Genomic DNA, 15679 nt, shown 5'->3' on the forward strand with positions numbered 1-15679 from the left:
CCCTGTAGGAGCGACGCAAGTCGCGAGCCTTTATCCAGGTGCGTCGTTGAAGCCCCGTCGGAACCCTGTAGGAGCGGCGCAAGCCGCGAGCTTTTATCCAAGCACATCGCTGACGCCGCGCCGGGCCCCTGTAGGAGCGGCGCAAGCCGCGAGCTCTTTCGCAGTGCTCCACCGCCTCCAAATCACGGCACCGCCTCTAGCGCAGGGGCCGTCATCGCACCGCCATCGCTTTCGGCGGCAGCACGAGGGCGTGATCACGGCCGGACAAGACGAAAGGCTCGCGGCTCGCGCCGCTCCTACATGGGAGCGAAGCCGCTTCGGGCTCCGGCGCCAGCCACGAGCCATTTTCCAAGTACGTCGTTGAAGCCACGTCGGAACCCCGTAGGAGCGACGCAAGTCGCGAGCCTTTTCCCAGTACGTCGCTAACGCCGCAGCGCCCCCCCGTAGGAGCGGCGCAAGCCGCGAGCTTTTATCCAAGCACGTCGCTGAAGCCGCGTTGGGCCCCTGTAGGAGCGGCGCGAGCCGCGAGCTTTTTCCCAAGCACGCCCCAAATCACGGCGCCGCCTCAAGCGCCGTCACCGTCAGCGCGCCACCGACGCTTTCCGCTGCAAAGCGGATCTTGTCGCCAACCTTGACCTGGTCGAGCATGGCCGCATCGGCAGCGCGAAACACCATGGTCATCGCCGGCATGCCGAGCGTCTCGAGCGGCCCATGGACGATGGTGAGCTTGCCGGCCGACTTGTCGATTTTCTTGACCGTGCCCTCGGCCAGTTTGGCCTCCGCCTCGGCCGGGGCGCTCGCACTGCCGTGGTGCACGCCGTGCTCGGCCTGCGCAAACGCTGCAGGGGCAGCGGCGCCGAGCATGGCCAGGAGCGTGGAGGTGACAATGATCTTCTTCATGCTGGGTTTCTCCAGGGTCAGGGCTTTGAGTAAATGGCGAAAAGTCGACGGATTATGTGGAGCATTCACCGACAGGACGCTGACACGCGGATTACATTTCTGTCAGCCAACCCTGATCGTGCCGACCATGCCAGCCTGGAAATGCCCGGCAATGAGGCAGGCAAACTCGAATTCGCCGGCGCGGTTGAATTCCCAGATCATTTCGCCCCGTCCGCCCGGCGCGACGTGGGCCATCCACGGTTCGTCGTGCTCCATCCCGGGAAAGCGCTGCATCAGTTCTGCATGTTCCTTCAATGTCTGGGGCGTGCCGATCACCATTTCGTGCATCACCGCGCCCCGGTTCTCAAGCGTGATGCGGACGATCTCCCCAAGACCCACCTCGAAGTGGTCAGGCACAAAGCGCATCTCGTCGGTCATCACGAACGGAATCGTCCGCGAGACGGCCTTCTCGTCCCCGGCAATGCCCCAGAGCTGCTGTTCTCTCGGCGTATCGACATCGGCCTTGGCTGCGTGCCCCATTTCGCCGTGGGCGAATGCGGTGCGGTGCAAGGCGAGCACACCGATACCGGCGGCGAGGCCGGAGGCAAGAAAACGACGACGGTTGTTCATGGGGGTCTCCATCTCTGTTGCTTGAATCTCGTTGCTGTGTTGGTGTTGTTACTTGCGCCGAATACAGGGCGATTTGCTTCAGTGGCCTTGATGGCCGGTGGGTTTGCGGACCGTCATCTCGATCGATTGTTCGGATTCGGTGCGGGGCATGCTCGAGCGTCCGGCCGAGTCGCTGCGCGCGGGCTCCGCCAGCCCCGCGCCCGCCCACTCGTAAGCCACCGTCCCCTGCGGGTGCTTGAACCAGCCAGGGTCGCTGTAGTCGTCGCGCTTTTGCTCGCGGCGCACCTTGAGCACGGTGAACATGCCGCCCATCTCGATCGAACCGAACGGCCCCTGCCCAGTCATCATCGGCAAGGTGTTGTCGGGCAGGGGCATCTCCATCTCGCCCATGTCGGCCATGCCGCGCTCGCCCATCAACATGTAGTCGGGCACGAGTTTCTGGATGTTCTCGACCAGGCCGCGATGATCGACGCCAATCATGGTCGGTACTTCATGGCCCATCGCGTTCATCGTGTGGTGCGCCTTGTGGCAATGCATCGCCCAGTCGCCTTCCTCGTCGGCGACGAACTCGATCTGGCGCATCTGGCCGACCGCCACGTCGGTGGTGACCTCGGGCCAGCGCGACTCGGGCCGTGTCGGGCCACCGTCGGTGCCGGTGACCTCGAACTCGTGACCATGGATGTGGATCGGGTGGTTGGTCATCGTCAGGTTGCCGATGCGTACCCGCACCCGATCGCCCTTGCGCACGTTGAGCGAGTCGATGCCCGGGAAGGCACGGCTGTTCCAGGTCCACAGGTTGAACTCGAGCATGGTGTTGATCTTCGGCACGTAGCTGCCCGGCTCGATGTCGTAGGCGTTGAGCAGGACGCAGAAATCGCGGTCGACGCGCGCGATGTGCGGATGCCGATCGCGCGGGTGCGTGACCCAGAAGCCCATCATGCCCATCGCCATCTGCACCATCTCGTCCGCGTGTGGGTGGTACATGAAAGTGCCGGGGCGACGGGCGACGAATTCGTAGACAAAGGTCTTGCCCGGCGCAATCTGCGGCTGGGTGAGACCACCGACTCCATCCATGCCATTGGGCAGGCGCTGGCCGTGCCAGTGGATGGTGGTGTGTTCGGGCAGGCGGTTGGTGACGAACAGGCGCACCCGGTCGCCCTCCACAACCTCGATCGTCGGCCCGGGCGACTGGCCGTTGTAGCCCCACAATCGCGCCACCATGCCAGGGGCGATTTCGCGCTCGACCGGCTCGGCAACGAGGTGGAACTCCTTCACGCCATTGTTCATGCGCCAGGGGGCGGTCCAGCCGTTCAAGGTGACGACCGGGTCGTACGGGCGCCCATTGGGCGGGCTCAGCGGGGCCGCCGTTGCGGCACTGGTCTGGATCACGGGTTCGGGTAGCGCGGCGAGCGCGGAGCGATTGACGGTTCCGGCAGCGGCCAGCAGGCCTGCCCCGGCGAGAAATCGGCGTCGAGTGGTCATGAGCATCTCCGCAAGGATCAGTGGCCACCGCCGGCTTGCGCCGGTGATGCGGGTGATGAAAGGGTGAGCGGGGCAATCGGTTGGCCGAGCAGGCTGGCCTTGAGCGCGGCATCGGCGCGCCAGAAATCGCGCTCGGCCTCGATTGCCTGCAACACACTGGCCGATTGGGCACGTGCGGCGGCAAGGAGGTCGAACACCCCGATCAGCATCCCGTTGTACTGGAGCACTGATTCCTCGGTGATGTTCTGATAGAGCGGCACGACCTCGTTACGGTAATGGCGCGCGAGGTCGTAGGCGCTGCGATAGCTGTCGTAGGCCACCCGGACCTGGGAGCTCGCATTACGGGCGACCTCGAGTGTGCGATTGAAGGCGGCGAGATAGCGCGCCTCGCTACCGGCGCGCGCGGCGTCGCCAAAGTCGAACAGGGGCAGCGGCAGCTCGATCTCGAAGCCGCGCTGGGTCGATTCACCCGTGGCACTAATGCGCACGCCTGCCACATGCAGGCCGTTGACGACGCTGGTCACGCGCGTGAGGCCCAGGCTCTTCGCCGTACGATCAAGGTCGGTGCGCGCGATGCGCACGTCGAGCCGGTTCTCGAGCAGCGCCGCACCGGCGGTGGCTTCGTCCATCGGCGCCGCAGGTACGGTCGGCAATTGATCCGGCAAACGCAGCGCCTGCGCCTGGCCAGGGGTCAGGCCCAGACGCTGGATCAAGGCCTCACCGGCAGCGGTGGCGTTCTGACGCGCGCGGATCAGGTTGGCGGTCTCCTCGGCGGCCAGCGCCTGCTCGCGAGCGCGTTGCAGGCGGCTGAAATTGCCCGTGGTCTGCATGCGGCGCGCCAACTCGGCAGCGGTACCTGCGGCCGTGGCCACATCCTCCCGGTAGCGCGCGACCTGTCGCGCCGCGACTGCATCGACCCAGGCCTGGCGCACTTCGGTGAGGGTGCTCAATAGTGCAATGGACGACTGCAGCCGGGTCTGCTGCTGGCGGAACTCGGCCTGCTCCAGCCGCGCGGGCAGGAACAGCAGGTCGAACAGCGACAGGCCGAGCGAGCGACCGATGTCGAGTTCGCGCCCCTCGGCGCCCGAGCGGAACAGGCGTTCGAAGGTGAACACGGGGTTGCCGATGCGGGCCGAGCCGGTCGCATCCGCCGAGGCCATGGCGGCCTCCGCCAGCAGGGACTGGAACGCCGGGCTGTAGCCCAGCGCGACGCGCACCGCATCGTCGATCGTCAGCGGTTGGGCGAGCAGGCGATCGACCTCGGCGCGCATTGCCTCGCGCTCGCTATCCGAGCGTAGCCAGCGCACCTCGCTACCCGCTTGCTCGCGGGCAAAGCGCTCGACCTCGGCGAAGTTCTGGTCGATCGCAACGCTGGCGCATCCGGTCAGTACGGTGGCCGCCAGCAGCGATAGCGGAAGGCTCGTTTTCATCGCTCGCCCCCTTTCGAAGACGGCGTGAGGTGACCCATGTGCCCGCCCAGGCGCCCGGCCTCGTTGTTGGCGTCCTTCCACGAGCGCAGCGGCTCGTCGACACGGTAGGACCGATATTCGCTCAGGGGCGAGCGATACAGCGGAAGGGCCTGTGGCTTGGACTGCTCAACCGCTGCGGCAGGGCGGGTCTCGGCAGGCACGTGGTCAGCGGGGTTGGGTGGCGAAGGGGGCTCGGCCTGCGCGCCCGACACGAGCGCCACGGCAACGGCCAATCCTCCACCGAGGTGGATGAGTCGTCTCTGCATGGGGAATGTCTCTTTGTTGGTCTTGTGGGGAACCGGACGCGGGGCGATCGACGAGATCACCGCTCCGCCTCGAGAAGCTCAGTTGGGCATCGCCGGCTTGGCGGCCGGATGCATCTTCATCATGTTCTGCATCATGCTCATGTGCTCTTGCATCGTCTTCATGTGCTCCTGCATGAGCTTGGGATCCATCATCATGCCGCCCATCGGGCCAGCCCCGGGTCCAGCCCCACCGCCCTTCATCATCGGGCCTGCGCCCATCTGCCCGCCCATCATCTGCCCGCCCATCATCGGACACCCTGCGAGCGCACCCTGTGATGCGGCCTCCAGGGCCTTGATCTGCTCTTCCATCAGGACCATGCGGTGCGCAGGATCGGTCGTTTCACGGATGGACTTCATGCGCGCTTGAAGCGCCGCGACACTCGATGCTGGTGGCGACGCTTGCGCCTGATCCGTCGTCTGTGCGACAGCCGGGCTGCCATACATGACCCCAAGCAGTGCGACGACCGGCAAGAGCCGGCCAAGACGATGCAATCTGTGTTTCATGATCGATCTCCCATCGGTTACAAGCTGGTTCTGTGGTGATACGGATCCTTGTGCCACGCAGTGCATCCTGCGCGTTCGCGCCTGTCGTCCGCGTGACCTGAGAATTACATTTCTGTAATTCCGCGTGCTGCCCGGACCCAAAGCGCAAAATTGAGTGCACGCACGAGGCGTGCTGGCGTAAAGCTACAAACCGGGCGCGTACCTCGCTTGGTTTGGCGCCATGCTTGACGTCTGGCGTTCGATACTTCGTCTTCTGAAAACGACATCGGCGCCCAACTTCCCCCACAATCAGCACTCCCACCCAAGCCTGAACACTGTCATGCCATCACCGCAGCCTGGCTCGCCCATCGACGCACTCAACAGCGCGTGCTTCTGCCTCAGCCTCGACCCCGACGCGCTGGCGAGCGCGCTCGATTCCGAACTCGGACAGCCGGGCCTTATGGAAATGGTTCGACAACGCTGTCCATTCCTCTTTGCGGCACGACCGGTGTTCGTGGCGAGGTCGCAGTTGCAGCGCATGGCGCAGGTGATGCAGGCCGTTGAAGCGGTGGTGGCCATGCCGGCGTATCGGGAGCAGGTGCTCGCTGGCGCGCCGGCGATCGCCCGCATCGGAGCCGGTGGGCCGCTGGGAGTCTTCTTCGGCTACGACTTTCACCTCAGTCAAGGCCGCCTGGGGCTGATCGAGATCAATACCAACGCCGGCGGGGCGATGCTCAACGCGGTGCTGGCGCGGGCACAACGAGCGTGCTGCGCGGAGGTGGGTGAGATGGCGCCCACGCTGGCCGACGTGGCTGCGTTCGAGCAAGGCATCGTCGACATGTTTCGCCATGAATGGCGTGTGTCCGGTCTGGCCGGTCCGAACGCCACGACGCGGCCGCTGGCGAGCATCGCCATCGTCGATGAGGCGCCTGAAGGGCAGTACCTTTACCCCGAGTTCCTGCTTTTCCAGCAGCTGTTCGAGCGCCATGGCCTGCGCGCGGTGATCGCCGACCCCGCCGCGCTGGAATGGCGCGACGGCGTGCTGTGGCACGACGAGCTGGCCATCGATCTGGTGTACAACCGACTCACCGATTTCTATCTCGAGCAGGCCAGTAGCGCCGCCTTGCGCGAAGCGTATCTGCAGCACGCGATCGTGCTGACGCCGCACCCGCAGGCCCATGCACTGTATGCCGACAAGCGCCACCTCGCGCTGTTCAGCGATGCCGCGCGACTGCAGGCACTGGGCGTGCCCCCAGCCACGCAGCAGATCCTGCTCGAGCATGTACCGCGCACCGAAGTGGTTGCTGCCGACGCTGCACAGCGTCTGTGGGAGGCGCGCCGCGGGCTGTTCTTCAAACCCGTGGCCGGCTTTGGCAGCCGCGCGACCTACCGCGGCGACAAGCTGACGAAGCGCGTGTGGCAGGACATCCTGGCCGGTGACTACGTCGCGCAGGCCATTGCCGCGCCGGGGGAGAGATGGGTGGACGACGCCGACAATGAGCTGGCCACCAAGCCCATGAAGTTCGACCTTCGCGCCTACACCTACGACGGCGCGGTGCAGTGGGTGGCCGCCCGGCTGTATCAGGGGCAGACCACCAACTTTCGCACGCCCGGCGGTGGCTTTGCGCCGGTGTTCAGCGCTGTCGATGCATTGGGCGGGAGTACCCAGGCCTGCGTGTGCGGCGACGAGGATGCCGCTCTCGAGCGCACCGATGGGCCTGGCGCAGCGGAACGGGGCTCAATGCGGCCAGTGCCATCGGGCGAGGCCAAAGTGCTCGATGCGTCGGATGCGGGAGCACGGACATGAAAATCCTGATCGTTGAAGACGAATTGAAGACCGGTGACTATCTGCGCCAGGGCCTGACCGAGGCGGGATACGTCGTCGACCTGGCGCGCGACGGCCTCGATGGGCTTCACCTGGCACTGGATGGCGACTACCACCTGATCGTGCTCGACATCATGTTGCCGTCGCTGGACGGCTGGGGCGTTCTGCAGAAGCTGCGGCGCAGCGGGCGCGAGACGCCGGTGCTGTTTCTGACCGCGCGTGATGAGGTGGCGGATCGGGTGCGGGGTCTTGAGCTGGGGGCGGACGACTACCTCGTCAAACCTTTTGCCTTCGCGGAATTCCTCGCACGTGTGCGCACCCTGCTGCGCCGCGGGCGTATCAGTGAGCCCGAGACCCTGCGCTCGGCCAACCTGGAGCTGGATCTGCTGCGCCGGCGCGTAAGCCGCGATGGTCAGCGCATCGATCTGACTGCCAAGGAGTTCGCGCTGCTTGAGTTGCTGCTGCGTCGCCAGGGCGAAGTGCTGCCGCGCTCCCTGATCGCTTCGCAGGTGTGGGACATGAACTTCGACAGCGACACCAACGTCATCGAGGTGGCGGTGCGCAGACTGCGGGCGAAGGTGGACGACGCCTTCGAGCCCAAGCTGATCCGTACCGTACGCGGCATGGGCTATGTGCTCGAGTCGATGGAGCCGGTCTGAGCATGCGCCGATCGCTGTCGCAACCGGTATCGCTGACCGCGCGCCTGGCGATCCTGTTCGCCACGCTGAGCGCAGGCTTGCTCGTCATTGCAGGGATTTTCTTCGGGCGCATGCTGGAGACACACTTCCAGGAACTGGATGTGCATGAGCTGCAGGGCAAGCTCACACTCATCCGTACTGCCTTGCAAGGTGATGGCCTGCCCAGTGCGAGCTCGGGGCGGATGGCAGCACTGGAAAATTCCTTCGTCGGCCACGACAACGTCGGCGTCCTGTTGCGCGCGCTCGATGGTCGCGTGCTTGAAGTCATCCATCCCGAGCATTTCACCCCCGAGCAGCTCAGCTCCGAACAACTGGCGCCCGAACAACTAGGCGCAAGCCATCCGCCCCAGGCTGTGAGCAGCTGGGAGGTCGATGGACACCCACACCGCGGGCTGGCGGCTCGGATCACGCTGCCGCAGCACCCGACGGATGTGGGTGCCCCAGACACCGTGGACGTGCTCGTCGCCCTCGACCTGTCGCATCACACCCACTTCCTGGCCTCGGTTCGCAACGCGACCTGGGCGGGCGTGGCGATTGCGGCCTTCCTTGCCGCCCTGGTCGGCTGGTTTGCGGCGCATCGGGGGCTTGCCCCCTTGCGTCGGGTGACCGCAACCGCAAGCGCGCTTTCGGCGCAGCAACTGGGACAGCGACTCAACGAGAACGATGCACCGCGCGAGGTGCGTGAGCACGTCGAAGCCTTCAACGGCATGCTCGAGCGCCTGGAGGCGGCCTTTCAGCGCCTCGCCGACTATTCGGCCGACATTGCCCACGAACTGCGCACGCCGATCTCGAACCTGATGACCCAGACTCAGGTCGCGCTCTCGCGGCCGCGCTTGAACGATGAGTATCAGGACATCCTGGCTTCGAACATCGAGGAGTACGAGCGCATCGCACGCATGGTGAGCGACATGCTCTTCCTCGCCAAGGCGGAGCAGAACGCGCTGGCGCAAGCCAGCGCACCGATAGACCTCGCCTGCGAGGCCGATGCGCTCATCGATTTCTACGAAGCGCTGGCCGAGGAGCACCACATCCGCATTGAGCGGCACGGCTCGGCGGTGGTGGCGGGCGATCGGCTGATGCTGCGGCGCGCGCTGTCGAACCTGCTGTCGAACGCGCTGCGCCACACCCCCGACGGCGGACAGATCACCATCGCCATCGACATCGCAGCGGACGGCGCTGCGCTTGGGCTCAGCGTCAGCAACGTCGGCGATCCGATCGCGCCCGATCAGCTCGAGCGCATCTTCGACCGCTTCCACCGCGGCAGCAGCCTGCGCGAGCGCCATGGCGAAGGCGCCGGGCTGGGGCTGGCCATCACGCGCTTGATCGCGCGCGCGCACGGCGGTGAGGTGGTGGCGAGCTCGAAAGCGGGGGTGACCACGTTCACGATCAGCTTGCCGCTTCGACAAGCACCTTCCGGGACATGAGGAAGCGACCGAGTCTTAAGCGCGAATCTTCGCGACGGTGGTCGATGCAAAAAGGTCGGCGACCTTAAGCATTCCGATCACCGCCCCGTCCTCATCACCGCTTCGTCCACCAGGCGTGCAAGTTGCTCCGGACCGAAGCTGGGCAGGCTGCTGCCATTGACGAAGAAGGTGGGCGTTTGCCTGACCTGGAGCGCGGTCAGGTCTTCCACATCCTGTGCCAGCACCGCTTGAATCTCGGGCGTTTCCATGTCCTGCCTGGCCCGCGCCAGATCGAGGCCGGCGTCCTGGGCGATCTTGAAGGCAAGATCGAGATTGGGCGCCACATGGTCGGCCCACTCCGGCTGCGCGCCCAGCAGCGCTTCCAGTACCGGGGTGTAGAGGTCTTGCTTGCGCGCAGCTTCGAGCAATTTGATCACCTGGTCCGAGCCTTGGTGGAAGGGCGCATAGCGCAGCGCGAGGCGCACCTGGCCGGGGTGCTGGGCCATGATCTGCTTGACGATGGGGTAGAAGGCGCGGCAGGTCTCACAGGCGGGGTCGAAGAACTCCACGATCGTGACCGGCGCGCTCTGGGGTCCGATGATCGGGCTGTGCATGCGCACCAGGCGGCTCTTTTCCACCACGACGCGGGCGTCCTGCTCGGCTTGAGTTTGATCGCGATAGGCGTTCATGCCGAAGTAGAAGACCAGGCCGAGGACAACCAGCACGGCGAGTGCCCCAATTTTTCTTGCGTTCATGTACGAGTCCTTTGCAGATAAAGCGTGAGGGTAAGGGTGATTGCCACGAAGGCGGCGAGCGAAAGCCAGGGCAGCTGGATGTCGTCGAAGATGACCAGGGCTTGCTGGCTGCACGAAGGCCCGCTGCCGCAAGGTATCCACCACTGCGGCACCCAGCCGGCGACCAGGGCGGTGTGATAGCCCGCCAGGGTGATACCGCCCACGGCGAAGGGCAGGGCGTAGAGCGCGCCGCGCCGGTCTTCGGCAAACACGGCGATGCCCAGGATGATGGCGAGCGGAAACATGAAGATCCGCTGATACCAGCACAGCACACAGGGTGTCATGCCCATCACCTCACCGAGGAACAAGGCGCTCAGGGTGGATACCAGCGCGAGCGCCCAGGCGGCCATCAGCCACCACCAGTGCGTTTGTTTGTTGTGCATTGATCGATCTCGATTGCCACCAGCGGAGGTGCGGGGAGCTGCAGGCTTGTGGTACATGGCGACGGATTCTAACCGGGACGGGGCGGTCATTTGGCTTCGCTTGTTGCCGCGCCGTGTCGGCACATGCCTGCCATGACGGGATGTGCTTGTAGACTCGGCTCGTTTCCATTGGCATTGCCGGCAGAGTTCACCTCCGCCGAGTTCTGGCTCGCAACCGCGCTGATGGACTGGGGTGTGTGGCCGTATCTGACCTGACTCTGATATTGAAGTTTACATAACACAAATTATCGTGTTTTCAGGCGAGCGAATCGGTGGCGCCAATGCCTCGATCTTCCTTCAAACCGTCATCGGTCAAGTGCGCTTGATCGATGACGGAGCCTGATTGCGCCATGGTGGTGCGGGGGAAGAGACTCGAACTCTCACGCCTTGCGGCGCTGGAACCTAAATCCAGTGCGTCTACCAATTCCGCCACCCCCGCATCTGTGATGGCTTTGAAGCGGGGCGAATTATACATACACCGGTGCAAAGGGTGCAGCGAGGCACGAAGGGCCTGATTTGACGCCCCCCAGGACACTCACGCGCAACCGCGCCCATACGTATCCTCGAAGCGCACGATGTCGTCCTCGCCGAGATAGCTCCCTGACTGCACTTCGATGATTTCCAGTGGCACCTTGCCCGGGTTTGCCAGGCGGTGCGTGTGTCCGAGCGGGATGTAGGTCGATTCGTTTTCACCGAGCAGGAAGCTGCGCTCGCCGTTGGTGACTTCGGCCGTGCCCTTGACCACGATCCAGTGTTCGGCGCGGTGATGGTGCATCTGCAGGCTGAGCTTGGCGCCCGGGTTGACGACGATGCGCTTGACCTGGAAGCGCTCGCCCTCGTCGATCGAGTCGTACCAGCCCCAGGGGCGATACACCTTGCGGTGGCTTTGAGTCAGGCTGCGGCCTTCGGCCTTGAGGCGCGCGACCACCTTCTTCACGTCCTGAGTGTGGTCCTTGTGCGCGACCATGACCGCATCGGGGGTCTCGACCACAATCATGTCTTCACAACCGATGGCGGCTACCAGGCGGCTGGCCGAATGCACCAGGGTGTTGCGGCAGCCCTCGAACATCACCTCGCCGCGCGCGGCGTTGCCGTCGCTGTCCTTGTCCGATACCGCCCACAGCGCATCCCAAGCGCCGACGTCGGACCAGCCCGCTGCCATAGGCACGACCACGCCCTGCCCCAGTTCGGGTGCGTCAGCCAGGCGTTCCATGACGGCGTAGTCGATCGAGTCGCTCGGGCAGCGCTCGAAAGCGCCCTGCGCCAGACGGATGAAATCGGCGTCGGGCGTGCAACCGGCGTAGGCCGTGGTGCACGCGCTGGCCATCGCTGGGTTGAAGCGCTCGATGGCACGCAGCCACACCGAGGCCTTCATCATGAAGATGCCGCTGTTCCAGAAATATTCACCGCTTTCCAGGTAGCGCTGCGCCGTGTCCCGATCGGGTTTTTCGACGAACTCGGCGAGCACGCGGCCCTGACTGCCCTCGGCCAGGATGGCTCCGCCACGGATATAGCCGTAGCCGGTTTCCGCGCGGTCGGGAACGATGCCGAAAGTGACCAGAGCGCCCGCTGCGGCAAGCTCAGCGCCTTCGGCAATGGCGCGCTGAAAGGCACCAGGATCAGCAATGACGTGATCGGCCGGCATTACCAGCAGCACCGGGTCGCCCTCCCCGTGCGCAGCCAGTGCCGCCAGCGTCAGCGCCGGCGCGGTGTTGCGGCCGCAGGGTTCGAGCACGATCTGTGGCGAACTCACACCGATCTGGCGCAATTGCTCGGCAATGATGAAGCGGTACTCTTCATTGGTGACGATGAGCGGGCGCGGATCAACTTCAGCGCCGACAAAATCATCCAGTCGAACCGCGGTTTCCTGCAGTAGCGAACGCTCACCGGTAAGCGGCAGCAGCTGCTTGGGATAGCTCTCGCGCGAAGCCGGCCACAGCCGGGTGCCCGAGCCGCCGGAGAGAATGACGCTTTTGATGATCATGTTGCGCTTGTCCACGGAAATTCCTGAAATGAATGAGGAGCCTTGCGGCTTCGGAGCTTCAAGGCCTTGGCGCTTCAAGGCCTCAGCCAATCTCGGCCAGCATGCGTGTCACGCCGTCGCGCCAGTCGGCCAGATGCAGACCGAAGCGGCTGCGCAGGCGCTGGGTGTCGAGGCGGGAATTGAGCGGCCGCGTGGCCGGGGTCGGATAGCTGGTGGTCGGAATTGGCGTGATCTTCTGCACCGCCAGCGCGGCGCCGCTGCGGCGAGCACGGTCGATGACGAAGCTGGCGTAAGCATGCCAGCTGGTGTGGCCGGCCGCCGCGAGGTGGTAGGTGCCGCACAGACTGCGATCCTTCAGCGTGCTGCGAATGGCGTGGGCGCTGACGTCGGCGATCAGCTCGGCGCCGGTCGGGGCGCCAATCTGGTCATCGATGACGCTGAGCTGCTCGCGCTCGGCCGCCAGACGCAACATGGTGCGGGCAAAGTTGCCGCCGCGTGCCGCATACACCCACGAGGTGCGAAAAATCAGATGCTCGCAGTGGCTGTGCCGAATCGCCTGCTCGCCAGCGAGCTTGGTGGCGCCGTAGACCGACAGCGGCGCAGGTGCGTCGTCCTCGCGCCAGGGCTGCGCGCCACTGCCATCAAAAACGTAGTCGGTGGAGTAATGCACCAGCAGCGCGCCCAACTCATGCGCCTGCCGGGCCAGCATGGCAACCGCGTCGGCATTGATGGCTCGGGCACGCTCGGCTTCCTGTTCGGCCTTGTCCACCGCGGTGTAGGCCGCGGCATTGACGATGACATCGGGCGCGAGACGGCGCACGGTGTCAGCGAGCGCGTCGACCTGCTCGAGGTCACCGCACAGGCCGTCGCTGCCGTGGCGGTCAAGCGCCACCAGTTCGCCCAGTGGCGCCAGTGCGCGCTGCGCCTCCCAGCCCACCTGGCCATTCTTGCCCAGCAGCAGGATTTTCATGCGCCCTGCCCCCGCGTGCTGTAGTTGGTCGCCACCCAGGCGCGATAGGCGCCGCTGTGCACGTCCGCAATCCACTGCGGATGGTCGAGATACCACTGCACCGTCTTGCGAATGCCGGTGTCGAAGGTCTCCGCCGGGCGCCAGCCCAGCTCGCGCTCGATCTTGCGTGCGTCGATGGCGTAACGACGGTCATGACCCGGCCTATCGGTGACATAAGTGATGAGCTGCGAGTAGCTGCCCTCGGTCCGGGGGTGCATTTCGTCGAGCAAGGCGCACAGCGCATGCACGATCTCGATATTGGTCTTTTCGTTCCAGCCGCCGATGTTGTAGGTCTCGCCCGGCGTGCCACGCGCGAGCACTTCGCGGATGGCACTGCAGTGGTCGCTGACGTACAGCCAGTCGCGCACGTTCTGGCCGTCGCCATAGATAGGCAAGGGCTTGCCGGCCAGGGCGTTGACGATCATCAAGGGGATGAGCTTTTCCGGGAACTGCCAGGGCCCGTAGTTGTTCGAGCAGTTGGTGGTCAGCACCGGCAGGCCGTAGGTGTGATGCCAGGCGCGCACCAGGTGGTCACTGGCGGCCTTGCTGGCGGAATACGGGCTGTTGGGCTCGTAGGCCTTGGTCTCGGTGAAGGCCGGATCGCTGGGGCTGAGCGAGCCATACACCTCGTCCGTGCTGATGTGCAGGAAGCGAAAATCCGCCTGCCCGGCAGCGTCGAGCGTGGCGCGATAGCCGCGCGCTGCTTCGAGCAGGGTGAAGGTGCCGTCAATATTGGTGCGCACAAAATCGCCCGGACCATGGATGGAGCGGTCCACATGGCTCTCGGCAGCGAAATGCACGATGGCGCGCGGCCTGTGCTCGGCCAGCAGGCGGTCCACCAGCGCACGATCACAGATATCGCCTTGCACGAACACATGGCGCGCGTCGTCACGCAGGCTGGACAGGGTCTCGAGATTGCCGGCGTAGGTCAGCAGATCGAGGTTGACAATGGGCTCGTCGCTGCTGGCCAGCCAGTCAAGGACGAAATTGGCACCGATGAAGCCCGCACCGCCAGTCACTAGAATCAAGGTCTTTCTCCGCCTCAGTCGAATGCGGCGGATTATCGCATCCCGGGCGCGGCACTACATGTTCAGGCGCTCGGCATAGCCGGTCATTTCAAGATAACCCTGACCAATTTCACGCTCGCCACCGTCTGCCTGCGCCTCAAACAGGCGCACCGCACCCTCCCAATACACCGCACCGGTCGAACTGCGGCTGTCGAGCTCCTGGTCGTCCAGCAGCGGGCGTAGCTGCAAAGTGCGGCCATCGGCCAGGTGCAGGCGCCACTCAACCGGGTAGCGCACGCCGGTGCGCGGCGAAGTCCAGTGCCGCAAGGGCTCGAAGCGCACTTCGTCAGCGGCAAACTTGCGCGCCTTCCCGGCCTTGTCGCCCAAGGTGCCGGCCGCCCACATTGCCCGCCCCTCGGCATCACGCATCTGGAACAGCATCAGCGAGCCACCGTCATGCAGGTTGATGCCGATCCAGTCCCAGCCACTCGCGGCGGCGGGCAGAATCTCGCTAGACCACTCGTGGTCCAGCCAGGCGTGGCCCTTGACCGCGAAGCGCTCGCCATCGAGACGCAGCGTGCCCGCGGTGCGCAGCTGCGGCCGGCTGTAGTAATAGCTGGCATTGATCGGATCGGGCGCCTTCTGGCTGAAACCCTCACGGCCGTTGAGCAGAGGCGCACGGCCGGGCTCGAAGACGAGATCGAAGGCGAAGTCCTGCGCGTCGATATGGGTGCGATAGGGGGCACGGTCGGAGTCGGGCGCGCCTCCGTCAGTGCGCAGCGACCAGCCACCGACGCCCACCTGGGTCGTGCCGGTGGCGGCTTCGGCCAACTCGGGATAGGCGCGCGCCGCGCGTTCGGCGTGGCGCAGCCGGCCGGTCGCCGGGTCGGCCACCGCAGCGTGGGCAAGAATGAGCTGGCTGGGGGCGAAGCGGCTGGGGTTGTCCTCGCCGATCAGCGTGCGCACGCGAAAGAAGGTGAGCTGAAAGCCACGCTCCTCCCCCGCAGCGTCGTGCAGCCAGCCGGTGATGTACCACCATTCGGTGCGGTAGTCGGGGTGCGCGCCCAGATCGTGCGGAAAACTCAGCGCCTTGCCGGCCAGCACCGGTGGATACGACGCTTGCGCCGGGGCGACATCGGCCGCCAGCAGCGGCGCCGGGACCAGCACCGCCAGCAGCGCAGCCCACAGCAGGGCTGCGCAGCGGCGCCCGATCACGGCACTTGCATTACAGAACCCGCGCTGCTGAGCGTCCTTTCGTGTGTCCATCATCGCCCTGCCCTCATTGATCC

At 65.3% G+C, this 15679-nt stretch carries 15 protein-coding genes and 1 tRNA gene; 3 read left to right on the top strand and 13 right to left on the bottom strand.

The genetic code is table 11. From position 1 onward, the window contains the following. Window positions 1–552: 552 nt before the first annotated feature. The 6 genes from M622_RS38010 to M622_RS38035 form a co-directional block, all read right to left on the bottom strand. Window positions 553–900 (bottom strand): copper-binding protein, encoded by a 348-nt coding sequence (locus M622_RS38010; RefSeq protein WP_021250974.1) that lies wholly within the window; start codon window positions 898–900, stop codon window positions 553–555. A gap of 102 nt (window positions 901–1002) precedes the next feature. After that, entirely contained in the window at window positions 1003–1509 is a 507-nt protein-coding gene (locus M622_RS38015; RefSeq protein ID WP_021250975.1) for a cupredoxin domain-containing protein, read from the bottom strand. A 78-nt stretch (window positions 1510–1587) separates the two neighbouring features. Beyond that, window positions 1588–2991: a multicopper oxidase family protein gene (locus M622_RS38020; protein WP_031347571.1), complete on the bottom strand. Its 1404-nt coding sequence runs from the start codon at window positions 2989–2991 to the stop codon at window positions 1588–1590. A gap of 17 nt (window positions 2992–3008) precedes the next feature. After that, the gene (locus M622_RS38025; RefSeq protein WP_021250977.1) at window positions 3009–4421 is read right to left on the bottom strand and encodes a TolC family protein; all 1413 of its coding nucleotides are present in this window, start codon (window positions 4419–4421) and stop codon (window positions 3009–3011) included. Next, window positions 4418–4726: a hypothetical protein gene (locus M622_RS38030; protein WP_031347573.1), complete on the bottom strand. Its 309-nt coding sequence runs from the start codon at window positions 4724–4726 to the stop codon at window positions 4418–4420. Before M622_RS38030 ends, M622_RS38025 begins: the two co-directional genes overlap by 4 nt. A 78-nt stretch (window positions 4727–4804) precedes the next feature. Next, the gene (locus M622_RS38035; protein ID WP_031347575.1) at window positions 4805–5269 is read right to left on the bottom strand and encodes a hypothetical protein; all 465 of its coding nucleotides are present in this window, start codon (window positions 5267–5269) and stop codon (window positions 4805–4807) included. A gap of 319 nt (window positions 5270–5588) precedes the next feature. On the opposite strand from M622_RS38035, the gene M622_RS38040 reads away from it, so the two are divergent. From M622_RS38040 to M622_RS38050, 3 genes are read left to right on the top strand one after another with little or no spacing between them, the layout of a single operon-like run. Continuing rightward, the gene (locus tag M622_RS38040) at window positions 5589–7055 is read left to right on the top strand and encodes a hypothetical protein (protein WP_021250980.1); all 1467 of its coding nucleotides are present in this window, start codon (window positions 5589–5591) and stop codon (window positions 7053–7055) included. Then, window positions 7052–7732, top strand: a complete 681-nt coding sequence (locus tag M622_RS38045; protein WP_021250981.1) for a heavy metal response regulator transcription factor — start codon at window positions 7052–7054, stop codon at window positions 7730–7732. The genes M622_RS38040 and M622_RS38045 overlap by 4 nt, the downstream gene beginning before the upstream one ends. A 2-nt stretch (window positions 7733–7734) precedes the next feature. Then, on the top strand, window positions 7735–9195 hold the full coding sequence (locus M622_RS38050) for a heavy metal sensor histidine kinase (protein WP_021250982.1): 1461 nt from the start codon (window positions 7735–7737) through the stop codon (window positions 9193–9195). Between the two features lie 77 nt (window positions 9196–9272). On the opposite strand, the gene M622_RS38055 is transcribed toward M622_RS38050, so the two are convergent. The 7 genes from M622_RS38055 to M622_RS38085 all read right to left on the bottom strand — a co-directional run bounded on the left by M622_RS38055 (window position 9273) and on the right by M622_RS38085 (window position 15659). Then, entirely contained in the window at window positions 9273–9929 is a 657-nt protein-coding gene (locus M622_RS38055) for a DsbA family protein (protein ID WP_021250983.1), read from the bottom strand. Then, a complete protein-coding gene (locus M622_RS38060) occupies window positions 9926–10351 on the bottom strand; it encodes a disulfide bond formation protein B (protein ID WP_021250984.1) in 426 nt (141 codons plus the stop codon). Before M622_RS38060 ends, M622_RS38055 begins: the two co-directional genes overlap by 4 nt. Before the next feature lie 393 nt (window positions 10352–10744). Next, window positions 10745–10829, bottom strand: a tRNA-Leu gene (locus tag M622_RS38065). Between the two features lie 96 nt (window positions 10830–10925). Beyond that, complete coding sequence (locus tag M622_RS38070) at window positions 10926–12374, bottom strand: mannose-1-phosphate guanylyltransferase/mannose-6-phosphate isomerase (RefSeq protein WP_031347579.1); 1449 nt, start codon at window positions 12372–12374, stop codon at window positions 10926–10928. Window positions 12375–12456: 82 nt separating this feature from the next. After that, a complete protein-coding gene (rfbD, locus tag M622_RS38075; protein ID WP_021250987.1) occupies window positions 12457–13344 on the bottom strand; it encodes a dTDP-4-dehydrorhamnose reductase in 888 nt (295 codons plus the stop codon). Beyond that, entirely contained in the window at window positions 13341–14411 is a 1071-nt protein-coding gene (gene rfbB, locus M622_RS38080) for a dTDP-glucose 4,6-dehydratase (protein ID WP_031347580.1), read from the bottom strand. Before rfbB ends, rfbD begins: the two co-directional genes overlap by 4 nt. A gap of 54 nt (window positions 14412–14465) precedes the next feature. Beyond that, window positions 14466–15659, bottom strand: coding sequence for a lipocalin-like domain-containing protein (locus tag M622_RS38085; RefSeq protein ID WP_021250989.1), 1194 nt, complete (start codon window positions 15657–15659; stop codon window positions 14466–14468). Between the last annotated feature and the right edge of the window lie 20 nt (window positions 15660–15679).

Origin of the sequence: Thauera terpenica 58Eu, from assembly GCF_000443165.1 — a bacterium.
GTDB classification, from domain to species: domain Bacteria; phylum Pseudomonadota; class Gammaproteobacteria; order Burkholderiales; family Rhodocyclaceae; genus Thauera; species Thauera terpenica.

What these genes read in the sequence shown, in the direction of transcription:
- M622_RS38010 (WP_021250974.1), bottom strand. Translation starts at nt 900, where the DNA reads ATGAAGAAGATCATTGTCACCTCCACGCTCCTGGCCATGCTCGGCGCC.
- M622_RS38015 (WP_021250975.1), bottom strand. Translation starts at nt 1,509, where the DNA reads ATGAACAACCGTCGTCGTTTTCTTGCCTCCGGCCTCGCCGCCGGTATC.
- M622_RS38020 (WP_031347571.1), bottom strand. Translation starts at nt 2,991, where the DNA reads ATGACCACTCGACGCCGATTTCTCGCCGGGGCAGGCCTGCTGGCCGCT.
- M622_RS38025 (WP_021250977.1), bottom strand. Translation starts at nt 4,421, where the DNA reads ATGAAAACGAGCCTTCCGCTATCGCTGCTGGCGGCCACCGTACTGACC.
- M622_RS38030 (WP_031347573.1), bottom strand. Translation starts at nt 4,726, where the DNA reads ATGCAGAGACGACTCATCCACCTCGGTGGAGGATTGGCCGTTGCCGTG.
- M622_RS38035 (WP_031347575.1), bottom strand. Translation starts at nt 5,269, where the DNA reads ATGAAACACAGATTGCATCGTCTTGGCCGGCTCTTGCCGGTCGTCGCA.
- M622_RS38040 (WP_021250980.1), top strand. Translation starts at nt 5,589, where the DNA reads ATGCCATCACCGCAGCCTGGCTCGCCCATCGACGCACTCAACAGCGCG.
- M622_RS38045 (WP_021250981.1), top strand. Translation starts at nt 7,052, where the DNA reads ATGAAAATCCTGATCGTTGAAGACGAATTGAAGACCGGTGACTATCTG.
- M622_RS38050 (WP_021250982.1), top strand. Translation starts at nt 7,735, where the DNA reads ATGCGCCGATCGCTGTCGCAACCGGTATCGCTGACCGCGCGCCTGGCG.
- M622_RS38055 (WP_021250983.1), bottom strand. Translation starts at nt 9,929, where the DNA reads ATGAACGCAAGAAAAATTGGGGCACTCGCCGTGCTGGTTGTCCTCGGC.
- M622_RS38060 (WP_021250984.1), bottom strand. Translation starts at nt 10,351, where the DNA reads ATGCACAACAAACAAACGCACTGGTGGTGGCTGATGGCCGCCTGGGCG.
- M622_RS38070 (WP_031347579.1), bottom strand. Translation starts at nt 12,374, where the DNA reads ATGATCATCAAAAGCGTCATTCTCTCCGGCGGCTCGGGCACCCGGCTG.
- rfbD (WP_021250987.1), bottom strand. Translation starts at nt 13,344, where the DNA reads ATGAAAATCCTGCTGCTGGGCAAGAATGGCCAGGTGGGCTGGGAGGCG.
- M622_RS38085 (WP_021250989.1), bottom strand. Translation starts at nt 15,659, where the DNA reads ATGATGGACACACGAAAGGACGCTCAGCAGCGCGGGTTCTGTAATGCA.